This is a genomic window from Streptomyces sp. NBC_00252 (assembly GCF_036187565.1).
In the GTDB taxonomy this organism is placed as follows: Bacteria; Actinomycetota; Actinomycetes; order Streptomycetales; family Streptomycetaceae; genus Streptomyces.
Genome location: NZ_CP108087.1, coordinates 9,204,321 through 9,223,432 on the forward strand (window position 1 = coordinate 9,204,321; position 19,112 = coordinate 9,223,432).

A 19,112-nucleotide genomic window follows, 5' to 3' on the forward strand; every position below is an offset into this window, starting at 1 on the left:
GCCCCACCGGGTACGCGACCGGTGGGGCCTCCGTCGTCCCCGGGGGAGGGCGGAGGCGTCAACTCCTAAGAGCCGCCGAGGAGTTCATCGGACGGTTCCGACGGAGCCGTGAGCAGTGCGCGGGCGGACTTCCGGAACGCGGTCAGCAGGCGGTGGTGCTCGCCGGCGCGGGTCGCGAGGGCGACATGGCTGGGCTCCACGCCGTGGAGCGGGATCGCCGTGATGTCGGGGCGGACCGTCTGGCCGGGCCGGAGACCCGCCACGATCGCCACGGCCTGTCCGTCGGCCACGAACTCGAACTTGTCCTCCAGCGCCCGGACGACCGGACCGCCGGGTGCCGGGCGGCCGTCCGGCCGGGGGTCGATGCGCCAGAAAGCAGACCACGCCGGATCCGCGCCGGGCATCCGGGGAAGAGGCTCGTCGGCGATGTCGTCCAGGGTCACCGACTCCTTGCCGGCGAGGCGGTGGTCGAGCGGGACGAGCAGGAAGCGCGGCTCGTCGTAGAGGATCGTGACGTCCAACTGACCCGTAGGGAACGGCAGTCGGGCCACCACCACGTCGACCCGCCGGTCGAGCAGCGCCGACCGCACGTCGTCGTAGGTGAGATGTACGACCTGCACATCGGCGTCCGGATGTCTGCGCCGTACGTCGCGCACCGCCGGGGTGACGAAGAGGTTCGCCATGTAGCCGACGGTGAGGCGGCCGGGCTGCGCAGCGGCGCGGGTCTCGGCGGCAGCCTGCGCGGTGGAGCGCAACAGCGCCTTCGCGCGCGGCAGGAAGACCTCCCCGGCCTCGGTGAGCCGGGTGCCCTGCGGGGTACGGTCCAGCAGGCGGGCCCCCAACTGGTCCTCCAGGCGCCGTACTTGACGACTGAGCGACGGCTGGGTGATGTGCAGTGCCTCGGCGGCACGGCCGAAGTGCCGCTGCTCGGCGACGGTGATGAAGTACCGCACGAGACGCAGTTCGAGGTCGGGGGCGGGAGGGAGGTCCGTCATGCCTGGAGTGTACTGCGGTGCGCGTGGGTCTTCTCCTTGGATAGGGGCCTTGAGCTGCTGTGATGCCTGAAACGTATTGCGTCATGCGTAACAGGCTTTGGACCCGGAGCCCGTGCCGTGCCCACGATGGAAACACATCGCAGCTCCACTCCAACCTCTTCGAAGGAACGCACCATGCGTGTTTTCGTCACCGGCGCCAGCGGCTTCATCGGGTCCGCCGTGGTCCGTGAACTGCTCGACGCCGGGCACACGGTCACCGGACTCGCCCGCTCGGACGCGTCCGCCGAGGCGCTGACCGCGGCCGGGGCCGCCGTGCACCGGGGATCGCTCGACGACCTCGACAGTCTGCGTGCGGGCGCCGAGGCGGCGGACGGGGTCTGCCATCTGGCGTTCATCCACGACTTCTCCGACTTCGCCGCCAACTGCGCCACCGATCTGCGCGCCATCGAGACCATCGGCGAGGCGCTCGCGGGCACCGACAAGCCCTTCGTCGTCACCTCCGGGACGCCCGGACTGCCCGACGGGAAGGTGGCGACGGAGGAGGACCAGGTCGATCCCGGGTCCTTCGCGGCGACTCGGCAGCCGTCCGAGCTCGCGGCGGTCGCGTTGGCGGAGCGGGGGGTGCGGTCGTCTGTTGTGCGGCTGCCGCGGTCCGTGCACGGGACGGGGGACCAAGGATTCGTGCCTCAACTCATCGCCACCGCACGGGAGAAGGGGGTTTCGGCGTACGTCGGTGACGGGAGTGCGCGGTGGCCCGCCGTGCACCGGCTTGATGCGGCGCGGTTGTATCGGTGGGCGCTGGAGTCCGCGCCGGCGGGGTCCCAGTACCACGCGGTCGGTGACGAGGGGCTGTCGTTGCGGTCCATCGCGGAGGTCATCGGGCGACGGCTCGGTGTGCCGACCGGGAGCGTGCCTGCGGACCAGGCGGTCGAGCACTTTGGCTTTCTCGGGCTTGTCGCCTCGCTGGACTGCCCTGCCTCCAGCGAGCTCACGCGGAAGCAGACGGGGTGGGAGCCGGTGGAGGTGGGATTGCTGGGCGATCTCGAAGCGGCGTACTACTTCGGGGAGTTGTAGGAAGTCGGGGGCGGTGCGGACGGTTGGCTGTCCGCGGGGCGGTGAGGGCTGGCCGCGCAGTCGGGTGCCGACTGGCCCCTCAACCGCCGCTTCAGGGCCGGGACATGGCGGTGCGTTGAGTTCGACCGCACCTCGGCGCTCCCCGACCTGGAGCGGTCAAAGACTTGCTGCTGGTGTCCTGTCCTGATCACATGCTGTGCTCGGTGGGATCGGCGATGGCCTGGACCGCGGTCCAGAACGTTGTCCGGTCTCCTGCGGCGGGGGCGAGAAGGGCGCGGCGGACGGCGCGTGCGTGAGCGGGCCGGGCGGTGGCCAGGGCGTCGCGGCCGGCGTCGGTGGCGACGATGACGCGGCGCCCGGCGGGGCCGTCCTCGCGGGTCAGCAGCCCGCGGTCGGCCATGCGCGACAGCTGGCGCGAGAGCCTTGCCCGCTGCCAGCCGAGCATGAGTCCCAGTTTCTGCTGGGGCATGCGGCCGGCGCCGTTCTCGATCACGCGCGACAGGACCGAGAAGTCGGGCACGGACAGGGCGGACGCGTCGAGGATCTCACGCGCCACGGCTGCGGCTACGGCGTCGTTGGCCTGCTTCCAGGCGATCCAGCGCGCCATCTCGGAGTCGTCCAGCGGAGGGGAGGTCATGTGCTCACCGTACGCTGCCGGGTTGCCATGTAAACATCCGAGATGCATGCTGTTTACATGGCAACAAGCGAGAGCAGTCGCACAGTACTCATCACCGGCGGCAGCGCCGGAATCGGCCTCGGCCTGGCCGTTCGGTACCTGAAAGCCGGACACCGCGTCATGGTCACCGGGCGCAGCCCCCAGAGGCTGGCCGCCGCTGCCGAGGAACTGCCCGGCCTGGAGACCTTCGTCAGCGACATCGGCAGCGCACGCGGACGTGAGGAGTTGGCCGCGCACGCACAGCACGTCATGCCAGACCTCGACGTCGTGATCAGCAACGCCGGAATCCAGCGGCGCGTGGGCATCGCGGCGGACGACGCTCCGTGGGCCGAGGCGCAGAACGAGCTCGACATCCTGCTCGCCGGACCGGTCCACCTTGCCCGGCTCCTCACCCCGCAGCTTCTGCGGCATGGCCGCCCGAGCGTGTACGTCAACGTCACCTCTGGCGGTGCCTTCCAGCCCATGCCCTTCGCGCCGCTCTACAGCGCGGCCAAGGCGGCGCTGCACAGCTACACCGTGAACCTGCGCCACGCGTTGGGGGCCACGCCGTGCCGGGTGGTGGAGCTGATCCCGCCGGCCGTGGCCACCCAGCTGGCCGGACCCGGCCCCAACCACGGCGCCGATCCGGAGGAGTTCTGCGACACCGTCTTCCCGCTCCTTGACGGCTCGCGTCCCGAGGTCGGCTTCGGCCCGACCGCGCAGCCGGACTTCATCGAACGCCTCGCCGCCGAGAACCGCGCCTTCGAAGCGGCCTCAACCCGCTTCGCCGTCCCGCTCTACCGACCGGACGGCAGCGTGGAAAAGCCCCACTGACCGCACCCCACCGCCGCCGGACCAGGTGGCCGTGCTGCGGTCTCACCCGGGACCTGGGTTGCGACGCCGCGGTCACGTCATGGGGGAATGGCGTCGAGCGTGTCCCTCACGCTGCGCAAGGCGGCTCCGAGCACGTCCCGGGGCGGTGTGGCGAGTGCCAGGCGGAGGGCGCGGGGGACGGTGGGTCCGGTGGCGAAGGCGTCCGCGGTGGACACGAGGATCCCCTGTTCCGCGAGAACGGCAGCAGCATGATCGGTGCGCTGATGCGGCTGCAGAGCGAGCCACACGGTGTAGGAGACAGGGTGTGCCGTGATGTCCAGACCGGCGAGGGCAGCGCGGGCGATGTCCTGTCGGGCGGCCGCGTCCTCGCGGCGGTCTTTCTCCAGGCGTGCGACCGTTCCGTCGATGATCCAGCTGGTGGCGAGGGCGGTAACGACTCCCGGGGCTCCCCAGGCCGCGGCACGGAGGCTGCTCGTGGCTGCTTCCAGATGGCGGTCGGGCACCACGGCGAAGGCGAAGCGCAGGCCGGGTGCCACGTTCTTGGACAGGCCGGCGACGTAGCAGGTGCGTTCGGGCGCGAGGGCTTGGAGCGGTGGTGGCGGTGAGGGTTCGAGAAAGGCGTAGGTTCCGTCCTCGATGATCAGGCAGTTGTGTGAGCGGGCGAGGGTGGCCAGCCGCTCGCGTTGCTCCCGGTCGAGCACCCAGCCGAGCGGGTTGTGCATGGTGGGGATGGTGTAGATCGCGCGGACGGGCCGGGCGCGGCACATCCGATCGAGCGCGTCGAGGTCCGGTCCCGCAGCCGTGACCGGGATGGGGGCAAGGTCGAGGCTGTGTGTCGAGGCGAGGAGCTTGATGCCCGGGTAGCTGAGTGCGTCGACGGCGAGGACCTCGCCGGGAGAGGTGAGCGTGCGCAGCACCATGTCGAGCGCCTGCTGGGTTCCACTCGTCAGCAGGACGTTGTCCGGCACCGTGTCGATCCCCCGCTCCAGCAGGTAGGTGGCCAGGACCGCCCGGTCGTGGCGGTGTCCGCCGGGCGGATGCTGGCGCAACAGCGCCTCGACGTCTCCCGAGGCCGCCATCGTGCGTAGGGCCTGCCTCAGCTGGTCGCCCTGTCCGGGGGCCAGCGGCTGATTGAACGAGAGGTCCGCCACCCTCGGCACCGGCAGAGCGCGTGAGGGTTCCAGACCGTCGTAGCCGGAGCGCACCCGGACGAACGTGCCCCGGCCCGGCTCCCCGACCACCAGGCCCAGGGCGGCGAGTTCGGCGTAGACGCGGGTGGCCGTGGCCAGCGCGATCCGCCGCTCGCGCGCGAGAGTGCGGTGTGTCGGGAGGCGGGTGCCGGCCGGGATCGCTCCGGATCGGATGGCTGCGGCGAACTCGTGGACAACGGCCTTGTACGAGGACGGTCGCATGCGGCACCTGCTGTCCGTCGTGGAGAGGCATGGGAAACGGGCTTGATTGTATCCAGGACAATTAATGGATCGTCCTGGATTGGCTTCGTAGCCTCGACGGGTCCGAACCCAGGCGAAACGGAGCAACCGGCATGACCGTACGCATCGAGCGGGACAACCAGGTCGTCGTGATCACCATCGACCGGGAACAGAAGCTCAACGCCCTGGACTATCCGACGATCGACGCGCTGCTCGCACAGCTCGACCTCATCGACTCCGACGACAGCGTCCGCGCGGTCATCCTGACCGGCGCCGGGCACAAGGCCTTCAGCGCAGGCGCGGACATCCCCTCACTGGCCGCCAGCATCGCCGGCGGGCCCGAACGAGCGCTGCGCGAGATCGTCCGGCGGGGCCAGACGCTGACCCGGCGGATCGAGGAGTTCCCCAAGCCGGTGATCGTCGCGGTCAACGGTCTCGCCTACGGCGGCGGCTGCGAGATCACCGAGGCCGCCCCGCTCGCGATCGCCGCCGAGCACGCGACCTTCGCCAAGCCCGAGATCACCCTCGGGTTCCCGCCGCCCTTCGGCGGTTCCCAGCGACTGCCGCGGCACGTCGGCCGCAAGCGCGGACTGGAGATGATCCTGACCGGCGACCAGATCCCGGCCGTCCGGGCTGCCGAACTGGGCCTCGTAAACGCCGTCGTGCCGGCCGACGCGCTCCTGGAGGCTGGGAAGGACCTGGCCGGACGGATCATCCGGCACGCACCGACGGCCGTAGCCGCCTGCCTCCGTGCGGTCACCCGCGGCATGAACCTGCCGATCGATGAGGGCCTGGCGGTCGAGGCGGCGTGTTTCGCCGCCACCGTTCCCACCGACGGCGTACGGACCGGCCTGCGCCGATTCCTCGAGGGACGGGCCTAGGCGTGAGGTGCAGTGAGGTCGGGGCCGTTGCTCATCGATGGCGCGCAGCTCCCCGCGCCCCTTTGGGGGTGCTTGTGGCGACGGTCCAGTGATACGACGGTGAGGGCGATCGCGACCAACGGCAACGCCGTCCACGGCAGTGCCCCGGCGCCCCACCCCGACAGCGCGAGGCCGCCGGTGAACGAGCCTCCTGCGATACCCGCGTTGTACACCGTGGTCTGCAACGACGTTGCCACGTCGGCGTGTTGGGGGCCCGAGGCGTTGACGAGGGCGGTTTGGATCAGGGTGGGGGCGCCGCCGAAGGCAACTCCCCATGCTGCGACGGAAGTCAGTAGGACGGCAGGGGAGTCGGCGAACAGGGCCAGGACGCACATGACCGTCACGATCAGGGTCAGTGCGCCGAGCAGGGTGGGGCGTGCCCAGCGGTCCACGAGTGCGCCGGTGGCCCAGATGCCGACGACCGTGGCGGCGCCGAACACCAGCAGGACGACGTCCGTACGGCCGGAGCCGGTGTGCGCGGTGAACGGGGCGACGTACGTGTACATCACCTGATGCCCCAGCAGCAGGAACAGCGTGACCGACAGGACGGCCGGGATTCCGGGGAGTACGGCGACGCGCCTCAACGGGACGCGTGCGCCGGGGAGTTCGCCGGGGAAGGCGGGCACCCGGTGCCGTATCCAGACCACCACCAGCAGCGCGAGCCCGGACAGCGTGCCGAACGCCGGGCGCCAGCCGATCGCGTCGGCCAGGGCGGTGCCGGCGGGGATGCCCAGGGAGAGGGCCAGGGTGATCCCGGCGAGGACGACCGCGATGGCCCGGCCTCGTCGCTCGGCCGGCACCATCCGGGCGGCGTATCCGGCGAGCATCGCCCACATCGTGCCGCCCATGACCCCGGCCAGCAGACGGGCGCCGAAGGTGACGGCGTACGAGGACGACAGCGCGACCACCGCGTCTGCGCAGGCGAAGCCCAGCAGCGTGCCGATGAGGACCGGGCGGCGCGGCAGTCCGCGCAGCGCCGCGGTGACCGGGATCGCGGCCAGGAAGGACGCGACCGCGTAACCGGTGACGAGGAAGCCGACCCGCGCCTCGGAGACGCCGAGCGCCGGTGCCATCCGGGGCAGCAGCCCTGCGGGGAGGAGTTCCGTCAGGACGGCGGTGAAGGCGGCCGTGGACAGGGCGAGGAGCCCGGACCAGGGCAGGGCTGTGCCCTTGGCCGGGGATGCGGTGGTCATGGGACCATGGTCGAACCCTCACATCAGTGTGAAGGCAAGCGCGCGCCCCGCGAACGAGCCCCGCACGCTGTCCCCGGAGGCAGGCATGAAGATCGGTGAGCTCTCCCGCCGTACCGGCGTCCCGACCCGCCTCCTGCGCTACTACGAGGAACAGGACCTGCTCCACCCCGACCGCACCGAGAACGGCTACCGCTTCTACGGCGAGCCCGCGGTCCGGGACGTCCAGCAGATCCGCGGGCTGCTGGACTCGGGACTGACCACGGAGATGATCCGCGCGATCCTGCCGTATCTCTCCGGGCCCGAGGAGATCCACGTCCCCGCGGAGTGTCTGACTCCGGAGACGGCCGCCCTGCTCAGCGGCCATATCGAGCGGATCCAGGCCCGCATCGACTGCCTGGCCCGCAACCGCGACCGGCTCAGCGCGTATCTGGCGGCGGTACAGCCCGAGGTGCCCGCGCAGGGGTCGTAATCCCGTTGCCGGGGCCGCCACCGGATGGTGGAGTGAGCGCATGGATCATGCCTCGGTACTCGCCCTCCACGACCGTGACGTGCGCGAAGGCGCCCGTCCTGACGGCCCCGGCGCCCGTGTCGAGCGGGTCGGGGGAGTGGTGCGCCAGGTCGCCGACGGGCACGGGTGGAACGGCGTCCTCTGGTCGGACCTGGACGACGCGGACGCCGACGCGGTGATCGCCGAACAGATCGCGTACTACACCGGGCTCGGCCGCGACTTCGAGTGGAAGCTCTACGGCCACGACCTGCCCACGGATCTCGGACAGCGGCTGACGGCGGCGGGGTTCACGCCCGAGCCGCAGGAGACGCTGATGGTCGGGGAGATCAGCGAACTCGCCCTTGATTCTCAACTCCCGGACGGTGTGCGGCTGTTGGCTGCCACCGACCCCGCTGGTGTCGACCTCGTGGCGGACGTCCACGCGAAGGCCTTCGGCACGGACAGCTCCCGGCTGCGCGCCCGGCTGCTCGACCAACTGGCCGCCGATCCCGACACGGTTGTGGCCGTCGTCGCCCTGGCCGGTGACGAACCGGTGAGCGCGGCGCGCATGGAACTCGTCCCCGGTACCCGCTTCGCCGGTCTGTGGGGCGGTGGCACGGTCGAGGCCTGGCGGGGCCGCGGCATCTACCGCGCCCTGGTCGCCCACCGCGCCCGTATCGCCGCGGATCACGGCTACCGCTACGTCCAGGTCGACGCCTCCGACCAGAGCCGTCCCATCCTCGAACGCCTCGGCCTCGCCCCGCTGACCACGACGACGCCGTACGTCTACGAGCCGTAGAGCAGGGGGTCGGTGCGCGGATGTCACATCCGCGTCGGCTCGATGCGTCTCATGGGCATGACGACGAACGAGAGCAGTCCCAGCCATCAGGAGATCCTCCTCGCCGGTGGGAGCGGCGTCCTGGGCGGCCATGTCGCCCAGGCCCTGACCGATGCCGGTCACAAGGTCACCGGCCTCGGCCGCGGGCCGGGCAACGGCATCCGCGCCGACCTCATGGACCGTGACGCACTGCTGCGCGCGGTCGACGGACACCACTTCGACACGGTGATCCACGCGGCGACCGCCCTGCGCAAGGCACCCATGCGCCACCGCGACATGCGTGCCACCGATGCCCTGCGCATCGAAGGAACCGCCCACCTCATCGAGGCGGCGCGCGCCACGGGCGCCCGCCGCTTCATCGTCGAGTCGATCGTCTTCGGCTACGGCTACGGGGACTTCGGCTCCCGCACCCTCACCGAGGACGACCCCTTCGGCCCGCGCGGCACCACTCCGCAACTGGAGGAGCACCTCGCGGGAATGCGTGACAAGGAGCAACTCACCTTCGAGGCAAAGGACGTGGAAGGCATCGCCCTCCGCTTCGGTCTCCTCTACGGTCCCGGCGGCACCGACGCCCTCCTCCCCATGCTGCGCGGGCGCCGGCTCCCCACCCCAGACGACGACGGCCGGGTCCTGCCCTGGGTCGAACTCACCGACGCGGCCCGCGCGGTGGCCGCCGCCGTCGAACGCGGCCGCCCGGGTGAGGCGTACAACATCGCCGACCGCACGCCCCTCGGCTTCCGCGCCCATCTCCTGTGCGTGGCGGAGGAGTTCGGCCTCCCGAAGCCCATGGCCGTACCGCTGTGGGCAGTTCGCCCGATGTCGTACGCCCACACGATGATGACCTGCAACCTGCGGGTGTCCAGCGCGAAGGCGGAACGGGAACTGGGCTGGACCCCGGTGTACTTGTCGAGCAGTGAGGGGCTTGCCGCACTGCACGCCGCGCGGTGAGCACGGATGCGTCTGCCCTCCGTGGCGCACGCAGGGCAGACGCACGGAAGCCGGCCCGCGGCTCGGCGGGCCGGACTTCGCATCGACGAGCGGGAGGGTGCCTGGTGACAAGGGGCGCCCGTCAGGAGTGCGGAACGAGGGGAACCGGGCGACAGGCCCGCACCAGCGGCCCTTCGCCCGGTCTCATCCGCGGCACTGCCCGACCAGCGCTCAGCGGCGCGCCCTCGACCGGTCCAGCGCGGCGATGCCCACCGCCGCCAGGCCGATCTGGATGAGCCACTCGATCCAGTCGACGCCCTTGGTGTCGGCGACCCCGAGGCCCGATGCGATCGCCGCGCCGATCAACGCGGCCACGATGCCGACCACGATCGTCAGCAGGACGCCGATGTGCTGGCGGCCCGGAACGACGAGCCGTCCCAACACGCCAATGATGATGCCGATGATGATGGCACTGATGATGCCCGAGATCTCCATCTCCGCCCCTCTTTGTCGATATCCCCGCTCTCTTCATGTGCCCGCTGCGCGCCAAGGCAGTCCGACCGACTTTCGCCGTCTGTTATTGCCGGGACTTTCTGTTCACGACCCCTTCATGCCATGTACCTTTCAATCGTTCAACGCGTGTAGAACTCCCCAACTACCGTTCTACGCGCGCAGATCAGGCGCCCGCACCGCACCTTTCCCCATCCCCTCACGGAGGTTCGCCGGATGCTTGGATCCAGAAGATCCCGCCGCAGACTCACCACCGCCCTCGCCGGCCTGGGACTTTTCGTCACGGGGGCGGCGCTTCAGTTCACCACCACGGCCACGCCCGCGCACGCGGCCACCACCCACCGCGTCCTGTTCGACGACGGCCACGCCGAAGAGGCCGGGAACGCGGACTGGATCGTCTCCACCAGCAAGCCCGACCCCCTCTCCCAGGACTCCTCCCCGTCCTCCGAGACCGACTGGACCGGCGCACTCTCCTCGTGGGGCGTCGCCCTGCAGAAGACCGGCAGTTACAGCCTGAAGACCGCCACCAGCGCGCTCACGTACGGCGGTTCGTCGACGACCGACCTGTCGAACTTCGACACGCTGGTCCTGCCCGAGCCGAACACGCTGTTCACCACCGCCGAGAAGACCGCGATCATGACGTTCGTCAAGAACGGCGGCGGCCTGTTCATGATCTCCGACCACACCGGCGCCGACCGCAACAGCGACGGCGAGGACGCCGTCGAGATCCTGAACGACCTGATGACGAACAACAGCGTCGACTCGACCGACCCGTTCGGCTTCTCCATCGACTCGCTCGACATCAGCTCCGGCTACCCGGCCGCGATCAGCGACAGCACCAACCCCGTCCTGCATGGCTCCTTCGGCACGGTCACCAAGAGCCTGATCGCCGACGGCACGACGGTCACGCTGAAGCCCGCCGACAACTCGGCCGTCAAGGGCCTTGTGTACCGCAGCGGTTACTCGGGCAACACCGGCGCCTTCTTCGCGACCAGCACGTTCGGCAGCGGTCGTGTCGCGTTCTGGGGCGACAGCTCGCCCATCGACGACGGCACCGGCCAGTCCGGTAACACGCTCTACGACGGCTGGAACGACACCGGCGCCACCAACGCGGCCCTCGCCCTCAACGCCACCGCCTGGCTGGCCGGCGAGGGCACCAGCGGCGGTGGCGGCGGGGGCGGCGGCACCACCTGCACCGCCGCGCAGCTCCTCGGCAACAACGGCTTCGAGTCGGGCAACACCACCTGGAGCGCCTCCAGCGGCGTGATCACCAACTCCAGCAGCGAGGCCGCCCGAACCGGTTCGTACAAGGCCTGGCTCGACGGCTACGGCACCGCCACCACCGACACCCTGTCCCAGTCGGTGTCCATCCCGTCCGGCTGCACCACCGCCGCGCTGAGTTTCTATCTCCACGTCGACACGGCGGAGACGACCACCAGCACGGCGTACGACACGCTCAAGGTCCAGGTCCTCAACAGCTCCGGCACCGTCCTGAGCACGCTGGCGACCTACTCCAACCTGAACGCGGCCAGCGGCTACACCCAGCGCAGCTTCAGTCTCGCGAGCTACGCCGGGCAGACCGTCACCCTCAAGTTCACCGGCGTGGAGGGCTCCACGCTGCAGACGTCCTTCGTCGTCGACGACACGGCGCTGAACGTCAGCTGACGACGACCGGTGGGGCCCGGCGGCGGCCGGGCCCCACCGGTTCACCGCGCCAAGACCGTGCGCTCCGGGGTGTTCCAGCCGGAGACCCGCACCCGTGGCACCGACCCGTGCAGATCGGCCGTCCGGTAGGTCGCCGTCAGTGTCGTCGACTCCCCGGGCCACAGGCTCACGTCGTTGTCGGACCACCGCACCGGCAGCACCGGCTTGCCCGCCGAGTCCACGAGATGGACGTCGGTGAGAAGCGAAGGCGCCTTCCCCTTACCGGAGTTGCGCACCGTGACCGTCGTCGTCGACGTGCCGTGCGGACCCGCCTCGGTCGACGCCGTCGCCGAAACCGGCGCCTGTGCCATCGAGTTGAGCCCCTTGAGATCGGCGTAGCTCGTCGTCGGCGTGTAGTACCAGTCGGTGTGCGCCCAGTCGAGCGTGTCGGGCTTGGCGGAAAGCCAGTACACGTTCCGGCTCACCTCCTTGCCGGACGCGTCGGTCAGGGTGAGGCGCACCAGGTACGTCGTCGACAGCCCGCGCACCGACGAGGGCGCGGGCAGGGTGAGCGCCGTGCTGTGCGCGCCGCCGCCGGAGACCTTCACCCCGGGCACCCTCTTCTCGTACTTCAGGGTGCCGTCGGTGTTGAACAGGGTCGCGCGGGCGGTGAGTTGGCGTGCCGACGCGCTCCGGTTGTTCACCACGACGACCGAGCGGTCGTCGTACGAGTACTGGATGTGCAGCGGTTCGTTCGCCTTCTTCGCGCCGAAGTAGGCGCCTCCCTGGTCGAGGTAACGGTCCATCAACTGCCAGTGCAGGGAGGTCCAGCCGCTGTTGAACATCCAGTAGACGACCCCGGTCGCGGGCTTCGAGGCGTCGGTGGCGTTGCGCTCGTAGGCCTCGAACTGGGCCCGCACGTTCTCGTACTGGGCGAGCTGGGCCTTGCGGACGTAGTCGGTGAGGCTCGTCGGCGGGCCGTAGCGGCCGGTCAAGGCGTTGTCGTAGAGCTTGAGGGTGTTGAAGGTGGAGGACGGGGAGCGGTGGTACTGCTTGGCGGCCGGGTCCTTCCAGAGGGTGGTGAGTTCGGCCGGGGTCATCATGCGGCGCAGGGTGTCGAGGGTGGGGATGTCGGGGCCGGCGCTGGTCTCGGAGTTGAAGCCGGTGGCGCCGCCCTCGCGTTTGGCGTACCAGTAGTTCGGCGGGATCCAGTCGTAAGGTCCGGTCATCTTCATGCCCGAACTGCCGGTGACAGGGGAGGAGTTGTCGGAGGCCGCGGCGACCACCGGGGTGGGCCAGTCGGCGGCCTTCAGGGCGTCCAGGTAGGTCTTCTCGATCTTCGCGTCGGGGGCGAAGTCGCTGCCGATGAGGAAGGAGATCACGCTCGGGTGGTCGCGCAGCCGGGCGGCCTCGGCGGCCATCGACGCCTTGGCGACCGGGTAGTCGGCGGCGGTCCACTTGTCGCCGCTCTCGCCGCCGTTGACCTGGCCCTCCCACTTGTCGCAGCACTCCCAGCCGGGGAGGGTCAGGATGCCGTAGCGGTCGGCGAGGTCGAAGAACTCGTCCGGCTCGATGTGGCCTTCGAGACGGATGGTGTTGAGGCCCAGGTCGAGGGCGTACTTCAGACGGTCCTCGACGTATGTCTTGTCCCAGCGCAGGAACTCGTCGGGTGACCAACCGCCGCCCTTGATCAGCAACTTGCGGCCGTTGACCAGGTATTGGCGGTCGCCCGCGGAGTTCAGCGGGGCCTGCACGTCGCGGATGCCGAAGGTCTGGTGCGCGGTGTCGGAGGGGGTGCCGTTCACGGAGGCGGTGAGGTCGAGGGCGTAGAGCGGCTGGCCGCCCATGCCCGCGGGCCACCAGACCTTCGGGGAGGTGAGGCGGAGGGCGAAGGCGACCGGCTTCGTCTGATGGGCGGCGAGCGAGACCGTCTCCTCGAAGGTCGTTCCGCCGACGCTGCCCCTGACCTTCGCGGTGACGGGCGCGCCGGAGTCGTTGCGGGCCCGCGCCTTCACCGTCAGGTCCGCGGAGGCGAGCGACGGCACGGCCAGCTTGGTCACCACGTGTGCGTCGCGGAGCGCGACCGGGCCGCCGCGGCGGACGAGGACGTCACGGACGATGCCCATGTTCTCGTCGGGCGGCGGCTGGAGCCAGTCGATCCAGCCCATGGTGAGGTTCTTGTCCGGGTCGTTCGGCCGGATGCGGAAGGCGACCGTGTTCGTGCCCGAGCGGACGAGCGAGGTGACGTCCAACTCGTGCTGTGTGTAAGCCCCGTTGACGTCCGCGGCCTTGGCGACCTGCTTGCCGTCGACGTAGACGTCGGCCGCCGAGATCACCCCGCTGAAGTCGAGGTAGGTGCGCCTGCCGGTGTCCGCGACCGTGAAGTCGCTGCGGTACCACCACGGCACCTGGAAGTCGGCCTTCGGGATCTTCCGCTGGTTGGTCGAGTAGAACGGGTCCGGGTGGACGCCGTCGGCGATCAGAGCCGCGAGGACGGTCGAGCGCGCACCGGCCGGGTACCAGCCGGCCGCCGGATAGCCGGGGGAGGAGACGGCCGCGGGGGAGTCGGGGACCTTCGCGGACGACTGGATGGCGTAGCCGGACAGCGCGGTGGCGGTCCCGGCGGTCGAGCGTACGGCGGTCACCGGGACCCGCGTGTGCTGCTGCGGGGACGGCTCCCGTGCCCCCGCCCACGCGCTGGTGGTGAGGGAACCGAGGAGGCCGAGGGCGACGGCGGCCGTGGCGAGACGGCTTCTGCGGAGTGGGGGGACGGCGGGGCGGTGGAACACGGCGGTCTCCAGCCTCGTCAAGTTAGGAAGCTTTACTAACCGCACCAGAAGGTAGGGCGCCCGACGATGCCTGTCAAACACCTGTGTCCGTGGGTGAGTTGCTCAGGACGTCGAGTGGCGCTCGAACACCAGGTCCCGCGCGGTGCCGAGCGCGGTGGCCACGGCACCCAGCAGCACCGCGTCCTCGCCCAGCGCGCTGGGCACGATCTTCGGGCGCAGGGGAGTGAGCGCCCGCAGGTTCTCCCGCACCGGGCGCAGCAGCAGATCCACGCTGTGCCCGACCCCACCGCCCAGCACCACGAGGTCCGGGTCGAGCACGGCCGCCGCTGCCGCCACGGTGTGCGCGATCCGCTCGCCCTCCAGCTCGACCGCCTTGATCGCGGCGGGGTGTCCCTGCCGGGCCGCGTCGAACACGGCCTTCGCGGTGAGCTGCTGCCCGCTCATGCCGAACCGGCGGGCCGCCTCCACCACGGCCACCCCCGACACCGCGTCCTCCAGCGTCTCCGGCTTCTGCCGCCCCGGCCACGGAAGGAACCCGATCTCACCGGCGCCGCCGTGCGCCCCCGTGAACAGCCGCCCCTCGCTGACCACGCCCATGCCGAGACCGGTGCCGATCAGGATGTACGCGAACAGTCGGCTCCCCGCGCCGACGCCGTACGTGTACTCGCCCAGCGCCGCGAGGTTCGCGTCGTTGTGCACCTCCAGCGGGACGCCCAGCTCCTCCCGCATCCGGTCGAACAGCCCGGCCCGGCCCCAGCCCGGCAGATGCATCGCGTACCGCACGCGGCGCCGCTGCTCGTCGTAGACGCCGGGCGTGCCCACCACGGCGTGCACCACGGCGGCCGGTGCCACCTCGGAGTTGGCGACGACCTGGTGGGCGGTGGTAACCACCAGGTCTGCCATCGCGCCCGAGCTGCGGGCCCGGTTGCGGACGTCGGCCCGGGCCACGACCTCGCCGTCCAGGTTGGCCACCGCGACCCGCAGCCAGCTGCGCCCGACGTCGATCCCGAGCGCGTAACCGGCGGACGGGTCGGGGGCGTAGAGCACGGCGGTCCGGCCGCGCTCGGGGGACTGTGTGCCGACCTCGTGAACGAGGCCCGCCTCCTCCAGCGCGGCCAGCGCGCTGGAGACCGTCGGCTTCGACAGGCCTGTCTCGCGGGCGAGTTGGGCCCGCGAGGCGGCACCGGCGGTGCGCAGCCGGTCGAGCAGCAGCCGCGCGTTCGTACTGCGCAGCCGCTGACGGCTCCACGGCTGGTCCGGTCGCTCCACGGCGTCACTGACGGGCATCGCATCATTCTCCGGTATCCGGGACAGCCTCTTGACGAGTCTAGTAAGGCTCCTTAACTTTATCGCCCAGTCAGCCACCGGATACCGGCCCGCACGCCGCACCCCCCTCTCCCGCACTTACGCACACCCTCAGGAGCCTCCATGTCCGGCAGTCCGCCCCCAGACGGCGGTTTCGTCCGCCGCGTCGGCCTCTTCCAGGCCACCGCCATCAACATGAGCCAGATGTGCGGCATCGGGCCGTTCGTGACGATCCCGCTGATGGTCGCCGCGTTCGGCGGTCCGCAGGCGGTGATCGGCTTCGTCGCGGGGGCGATCCTCGCGCTGGCCGACGGGCTCGTGTGGGCCGAGATGGGCGCCGCGATGCCCGGATCCGGCGGCAGTTACGTCTATCTGCGGCAGGCCTTCCAGTACCGGACCGGGCGGCTGATGCCGTTCCTGTTCGTGTGGACGGCGATGCTCTTCATCCCGCTGATCATGTCGACCGGCGTGGTCGGCTTCGTGCAGTATCTCGGCTACCTGGCACCGGACTTGGGCAAGACGTCCGGCGACCTCGTCGGCCTCGGGGTGATCGCCCTGGTGGTGCTCCTGCTCTGGCGCGGCATCGAGAACATCGCGCGGATCACCGCCGTGATGTGGGCCGTGATGATCGCGGCGGTGTTCCTGGTCATCGTGGCCGCCGCGAGCGACTTCAGCGCGCACCTCGCCTTCACGTACCCGGCGCACGCCTTCGACCTGGGCAGCAACCACTTCTGGCTCGGCTTCGCCGGCGGCCTGACCATCGGCATCTACGACTACCTCGGCTACAACACCACCGCCTACATGGGCGCCGAGATCAAGGACCCGGGCCGCACCCTCCCGCGCTCGATCCTCTTCTCCATCGTCGGCATCATGGCGATCTACCTGATGCTCCAGATCGGCACCCTCGGGGTCATCGACTGGCACCGGATGACCAACGTCAACGACATCGCCTCCACCTCCGTGGCCTCGGCGGTCCTGGAGAAGACGTGGGGCAAGGGCGCCGCCGACACGGTGACCGTCCTGATCCTGATCACCGCCTTCGCGTCCGTCTTCACCGGCCTGCTCGGCGGCTCCCGGGTGCCCTACGACGCGGCCCGCGAACGCGTCTTCTTCCGCCCGTACGCCAAGCTCCACCCCAAGCACCGCTTCCCGATGCTGGGCCTCGCCACCATGGGCGTGATCACCGCGATCGGGTTCCTCATCGGCCGCCACACGGACCTGGCGACCCTGATCCAGCTCCTGACCACCGTCATGGTCATCGTCCAGGCACTGGCCCAGATCATCGCCCTCACGGTCCTGCGCAAACGCCAGCCGACGCTGCGCCGCCCTTACCGGATGTGGCTCTACCCCGTGCCGAGCATCATCGCCTTCGTCGGCTGGTGCGTGATCTACGGCTACGCCGACAAGAACTCCCCGGGCCGCCACCCCATCGAATGGTCCTTGGCCTGGCTCGCCCTCGGCTGTGTCGCGTTCCTCCTCTGGTCCCGCTTCGAGAAGGTCTGGCCGTTCGGCCCGAAGGAGATCTCGGAGGAGTACCTCACGGAGGCGACCCCCGAACCCGCCGGAACCTAGGGCCTGTTGGCCCACCCGGTCGCGGCGAGCACGTGCTCCGCGATGTCGACGACTGGGCGCCCGTCGGTCACCACCCGGATGGTGTCGACGGGCGCACGGTCGTCCAACAGGCATGCGTCGAGCACGCTCACCGTGCTGGTGTACACGAGCCGCCGGTACCCGAGGGTGGCGTAATTCCCCCACACAGCAGTCGAGTTGGCCTCGCCGATCGCCAACCGGTGCACCTGCCCTTGCCGAGCAATACTCGAGCGGGCGAACCAATTCGGGAGGCGGTCCAGGTGGCGGAATCGGCGCTCGGCGGAGGCGCGATCAACCAGGTCGTGCGGGTCGGGGAGACCGTGCGGCGTACTCCCGTGTCGCCGGAACGGTCGGGCTATGTGACCGGACTGCTCGCGCACTTCGAGCGACGGGGCTGGCCGGGGGCGCCCCGGTTCCTCGGTACGGACGAGCGCGGGCGGGAGATGTTCCGGTACGTCGAGGGCCGGGCGGCCGTCAGCGCCGAGGAGCGGGCCGCCGTCCGCACCGACGACAGCCTCGTGCGCGTCGCACGGCTCGTGCGGGCCTTCCATGATCTGACCCACGGCACCCCGCAGGCCGGTGAGAAGGACGTCGTCTGTCACAACGACCTGGCGCCCAAGAACACCGTCTACGACAGCGCGTGGCACCCCCTGGCGTTCGTCGACTGGGACCTCGCCGCCCCCGGCGAGCGCATCCACGACGTCGCGCATGTCTGCTGGCAGTACCTCGACCTCGGCCCGGACGTCACCGACCTCCCCGCGACCGCCCGCCGGATCGCCCTGATCTGCGAGGCGTACGGCCTCGACGACACCCGCCGGCTCCTCGACACGGTGCTCTGGTGGCAGGACCGGTGTCGGCGGGGCATCGAGGCCGGTGCCGAGCGCGGCGAGCGGGGCATGGTCGCGCTGCGGGCACGCGGGGTCGTGGACGGTATCCGGGACGCGCGTGACTGGGTGGCCGCGCACCGCCGCGAACTGGGCGCCTTCCTTCGCTGAGCCGCCGTAGACCAAAGCAGTCGTAGACCGGACACAACGGGCGAAGTCACTCCGCTTGACATGCAGGTAACTGCCTGCATAACGTTGAGTGTGCGATCCGAACAGGACTCAGGGATGGACAAGGTCTTCAAGGCGCTGGCCGACGAGACCCGCAGGCGACTGCTCGACCGGCTGCACGAGGAGAACGGGCAGACGCTCGGGGAGTTGTGCGGGCGGATCGACATGACCCGTCAGTCGGTGACCCAGCACCTGGCCGTCCTGGAGGCCGCCAACCTGGTCAGCACGGTGCGACGCGGCCGGGAGAAGCTGCACTACCTCAACCCGGTCCCGCTGCACGAGATACAGGAGCGCTGGATCGACAAGTTCGAGCGCCCGCGCCTGCGCGCGCTCGGTGCCCTCAAACGACGAGCCGAGGAAGCCATGACCGACAAGCCGACATTCGTCTACGTCACCTACATCGCGAGCACCCCCGAGAAGGTGTGGGACGCGCTCACCGACGCCGAACTGACCGCCGCCTACTGGGGTCACAGCAACGTGTCCGACTGGGAGCGCGGCTCCCGTTGGGAGCACCGGCGCATCGACGGCTCCGGCATCGCCGACGTCGTCGGCAGGGTGGTGGAGAGCGAGCGTCCGACCCGGCTGGTGACCACGTGGACCTCGCCGGAGAAGGAGGACCAGGAGGACGCGCACTCCCGGGTCACCTACGACATCCGGCCGCACGAGGACATCGTGCGCCTCACCGTCACCCATGAGGACCTGGCCGACGAGGGCGAGCTCTCCGACGTCTCCGGCGGCTGGCCGGCCGTGCTGTCGAACCTGAAGTCGCTGCTCGAAACCGGTAGCCCCCTCCCGCAGTCGCCCTGGCAGGTGCCGGGCGGCCACTGAAGGGGGCGTGGCTTCCTTCAGTGGTCCGGGGTTCCCGCGAT

General features: G+C 70.4%; 18 protein-coding genes. 10 read left to right on the forward strand and 8 right to left on the reverse strand.

What is annotated here, in order from left to right; genetic code table 11:
* Positions 1-65: 65 nt before the first annotated feature.
* Positions 66-995, reverse strand: a complete 930-nt coding sequence (locus OHT77_RS40955; RefSeq protein ID WP_328833418.1) for a LysR substrate-binding domain-containing protein — start codon at positions 993-995, stop codon at positions 66-68.
* Positions 996-1,169: 174 nt separating this feature from the next.
* Here OHT77_RS40955 and OHT77_RS40960 point away from each other — a divergent pair, with 174 nt between their 5' ends.
* Positions 1,170-2,069 carry an SDR family oxidoreductase gene (locus tag OHT77_RS40960; RefSeq protein WP_328833419.1) on the forward strand — a complete coding sequence of 300 codons (900 nt, stop codon included), beginning with the start codon at positions 1,170-1,172 and terminating at the stop codon, positions 2,067-2,069.
* Positions 2,070-2,256: 187 nt separating this feature from the next.
* Here OHT77_RS40960 and OHT77_RS40965 read toward each other — a convergent pair whose 3' ends face one another.
* A complete protein-coding gene (locus tag OHT77_RS40965; RefSeq protein WP_328833420.1) occupies positions 2,257-2,706 on the reverse strand; it encodes a MarR family winged helix-turn-helix transcriptional regulator in 450 nt (149 codons plus the stop codon).
* A 57-nt stretch (positions 2,707-2,763) separates the two neighbouring features.
* On the opposite strand from OHT77_RS40965, the gene OHT77_RS40970 reads away from it, so the two are divergent.
* On the forward strand, positions 2,764-3,558 hold the full coding sequence (locus OHT77_RS40970) for an SDR family NAD(P)-dependent oxidoreductase (RefSeq protein WP_328833421.1): 795 nt from the start codon (positions 2,764-2,766) through the stop codon (positions 3,556-3,558).
* 77 nt (positions 3,559-3,635) lie between these two features.
* Here OHT77_RS40970 and OHT77_RS40975 read toward each other — a convergent pair whose 3' ends face one another.
* Entirely contained in the window at positions 3,636-4,970 is a 1,335-nt protein-coding gene (locus OHT77_RS40975; protein ID WP_328833422.1) for an aminotransferase-like domain-containing protein, read from the reverse strand.
* A 131-nt stretch (positions 4,971-5,101) separates the two neighbouring features.
* Here OHT77_RS40975 and OHT77_RS40980 point away from each other — a divergent pair, with 131 nt between their 5' ends.
* A complete protein-coding gene (locus tag OHT77_RS40980; RefSeq protein WP_328833423.1) occupies positions 5,102-5,869 on the forward strand; it encodes a crotonase/enoyl-CoA hydratase family protein in 768 nt (255 codons plus the stop codon).
* Here OHT77_RS40980 and OHT77_RS40985 read toward each other — a convergent pair.
* Positions 5,866-7,101 (reverse strand): MFS transporter, encoded by a 1,236-nt coding sequence (locus tag OHT77_RS40985; RefSeq protein ID WP_328833424.1) that lies wholly within the window; start codon positions 7,099-7,101, stop codon positions 5,866-5,868. The genes OHT77_RS40980 and OHT77_RS40985 overlap by 4 nt on opposite strands.
* A gap of 85 nt (positions 7,102-7,186) precedes the next feature.
* Between OHT77_RS40985 and OHT77_RS40990 the strand changes: the two genes are divergently transcribed.
* From OHT77_RS40990 to OHT77_RS41000, 3 genes are read left to right on the forward strand one after another with little or no spacing between them, the layout of a single operon-like run.
* A complete protein-coding gene (locus OHT77_RS40990) occupies positions 7,187-7,570 on the forward strand; it encodes a MerR family transcriptional regulator (protein ID WP_328833425.1) in 384 nt (127 codons plus the stop codon).
* Positions 7,571-7,610: 40 nt separating this feature from the next.
* Positions 7,611-8,387 (forward strand): GNAT family N-acetyltransferase, encoded by a 777-nt coding sequence (locus OHT77_RS40995; RefSeq protein WP_328833426.1) that lies wholly within the window; start codon positions 7,611-7,613, stop codon positions 8,385-8,387.
* Positions 8,388-8,444: 57 nt separating this feature from the next.
* On the forward strand, positions 8,445-9,374 hold the full coding sequence (locus tag OHT77_RS41000) for an NAD-dependent epimerase/dehydratase family protein (protein WP_328833427.1): 930 nt from the start codon (positions 8,445-8,447) through the stop codon (positions 9,372-9,374).
* A gap of 210 nt (positions 9,375-9,584) precedes the next feature.
* Here the strand turns inward: OHT77_RS41000 and OHT77_RS41005 are convergent, their stop codons facing one another.
* Positions 9,585-9,848, reverse strand: coding sequence for a GlsB/YeaQ/YmgE family stress response membrane protein (locus OHT77_RS41005; RefSeq protein ID WP_328833428.1), 264 nt, complete (start codon positions 9,846-9,848; stop codon positions 9,585-9,587).
* Positions 9,849-10,079: 231 nt separating this feature from the next.
* Between OHT77_RS41005 and OHT77_RS41010 the strand changes: the two genes are divergently transcribed.
* Entirely contained in the window at positions 10,080-11,528 is a 1,449-nt protein-coding gene (locus OHT77_RS41010) for a hydrolase (protein WP_328833429.1), read from the forward strand.
* Positions 11,529-11,569: 41 nt separating this feature from the next.
* On the opposite strand, the gene OHT77_RS41015 is transcribed toward OHT77_RS41010, so the two are convergent.
* Positions 11,570-14,296 (reverse strand): glycoside hydrolase family 2 protein, encoded by a 2,727-nt coding sequence (locus OHT77_RS41015; RefSeq protein WP_328834478.1) that lies wholly within the window; start codon positions 14,294-14,296, stop codon positions 11,570-11,572.
* A gap of 102 nt (positions 14,297-14,398) precedes the next feature.
* A complete protein-coding gene (locus OHT77_RS41020) occupies positions 14,399-15,583 on the reverse strand; it encodes an ROK family transcriptional regulator (RefSeq protein ID WP_328833430.1) in 1,185 nt (394 codons plus the stop codon).
* A gap of 141 nt (positions 15,584-15,724) precedes the next feature.
* Between OHT77_RS41020 and OHT77_RS41025 the strand changes: the two genes are divergently transcribed.
* Positions 15,725-17,173 carry an APC family permease gene (locus OHT77_RS41025; protein ID WP_328833431.1) on the forward strand — a complete coding sequence of 483 codons (1,449 nt, stop codon included), beginning with the start codon at positions 15,725-15,727 and terminating at the stop codon, positions 17,171-17,173.
* On the opposite strand, the gene OHT77_RS41030 is transcribed toward OHT77_RS41025, so the two are convergent.
* Positions 17,170-17,388, reverse strand: a complete 219-nt coding sequence (locus tag OHT77_RS41030) for a hypothetical protein (RefSeq protein ID WP_443048180.1) — start codon at positions 17,386-17,388, stop codon at positions 17,170-17,172. The two genes, OHT77_RS41025 and OHT77_RS41030, sit on opposite strands and share 4 nt — an antisense overlap.
* A gap of 63 nt (positions 17,389-17,451) precedes the next feature.
* Between OHT77_RS41030 and OHT77_RS41035 the strand changes: the two genes are divergently transcribed.
* Both OHT77_RS41035 and OHT77_RS41040 read left to right on the forward strand, forming a co-directional pair.
* Positions 17,452-18,186 (forward strand): phosphotransferase, encoded by a 735-nt coding sequence (locus tag OHT77_RS41035; RefSeq protein ID WP_328833432.1) that lies wholly within the window; start codon positions 17,452-17,454, stop codon positions 18,184-18,186.
* 114 nt (positions 18,187-18,300) lie between these two features.
* Positions 18,301-19,071 carry an ArsR/SmtB family transcription factor gene (locus tag OHT77_RS41040; protein WP_328833433.1) on the forward strand — a complete coding sequence of 257 codons (771 nt, stop codon included), beginning with the start codon at positions 18,301-18,303 and terminating at the stop codon, positions 19,069-19,071.
* The last annotated feature ends 41 nt before the right edge of the window (positions 19,072-19,112 follow it).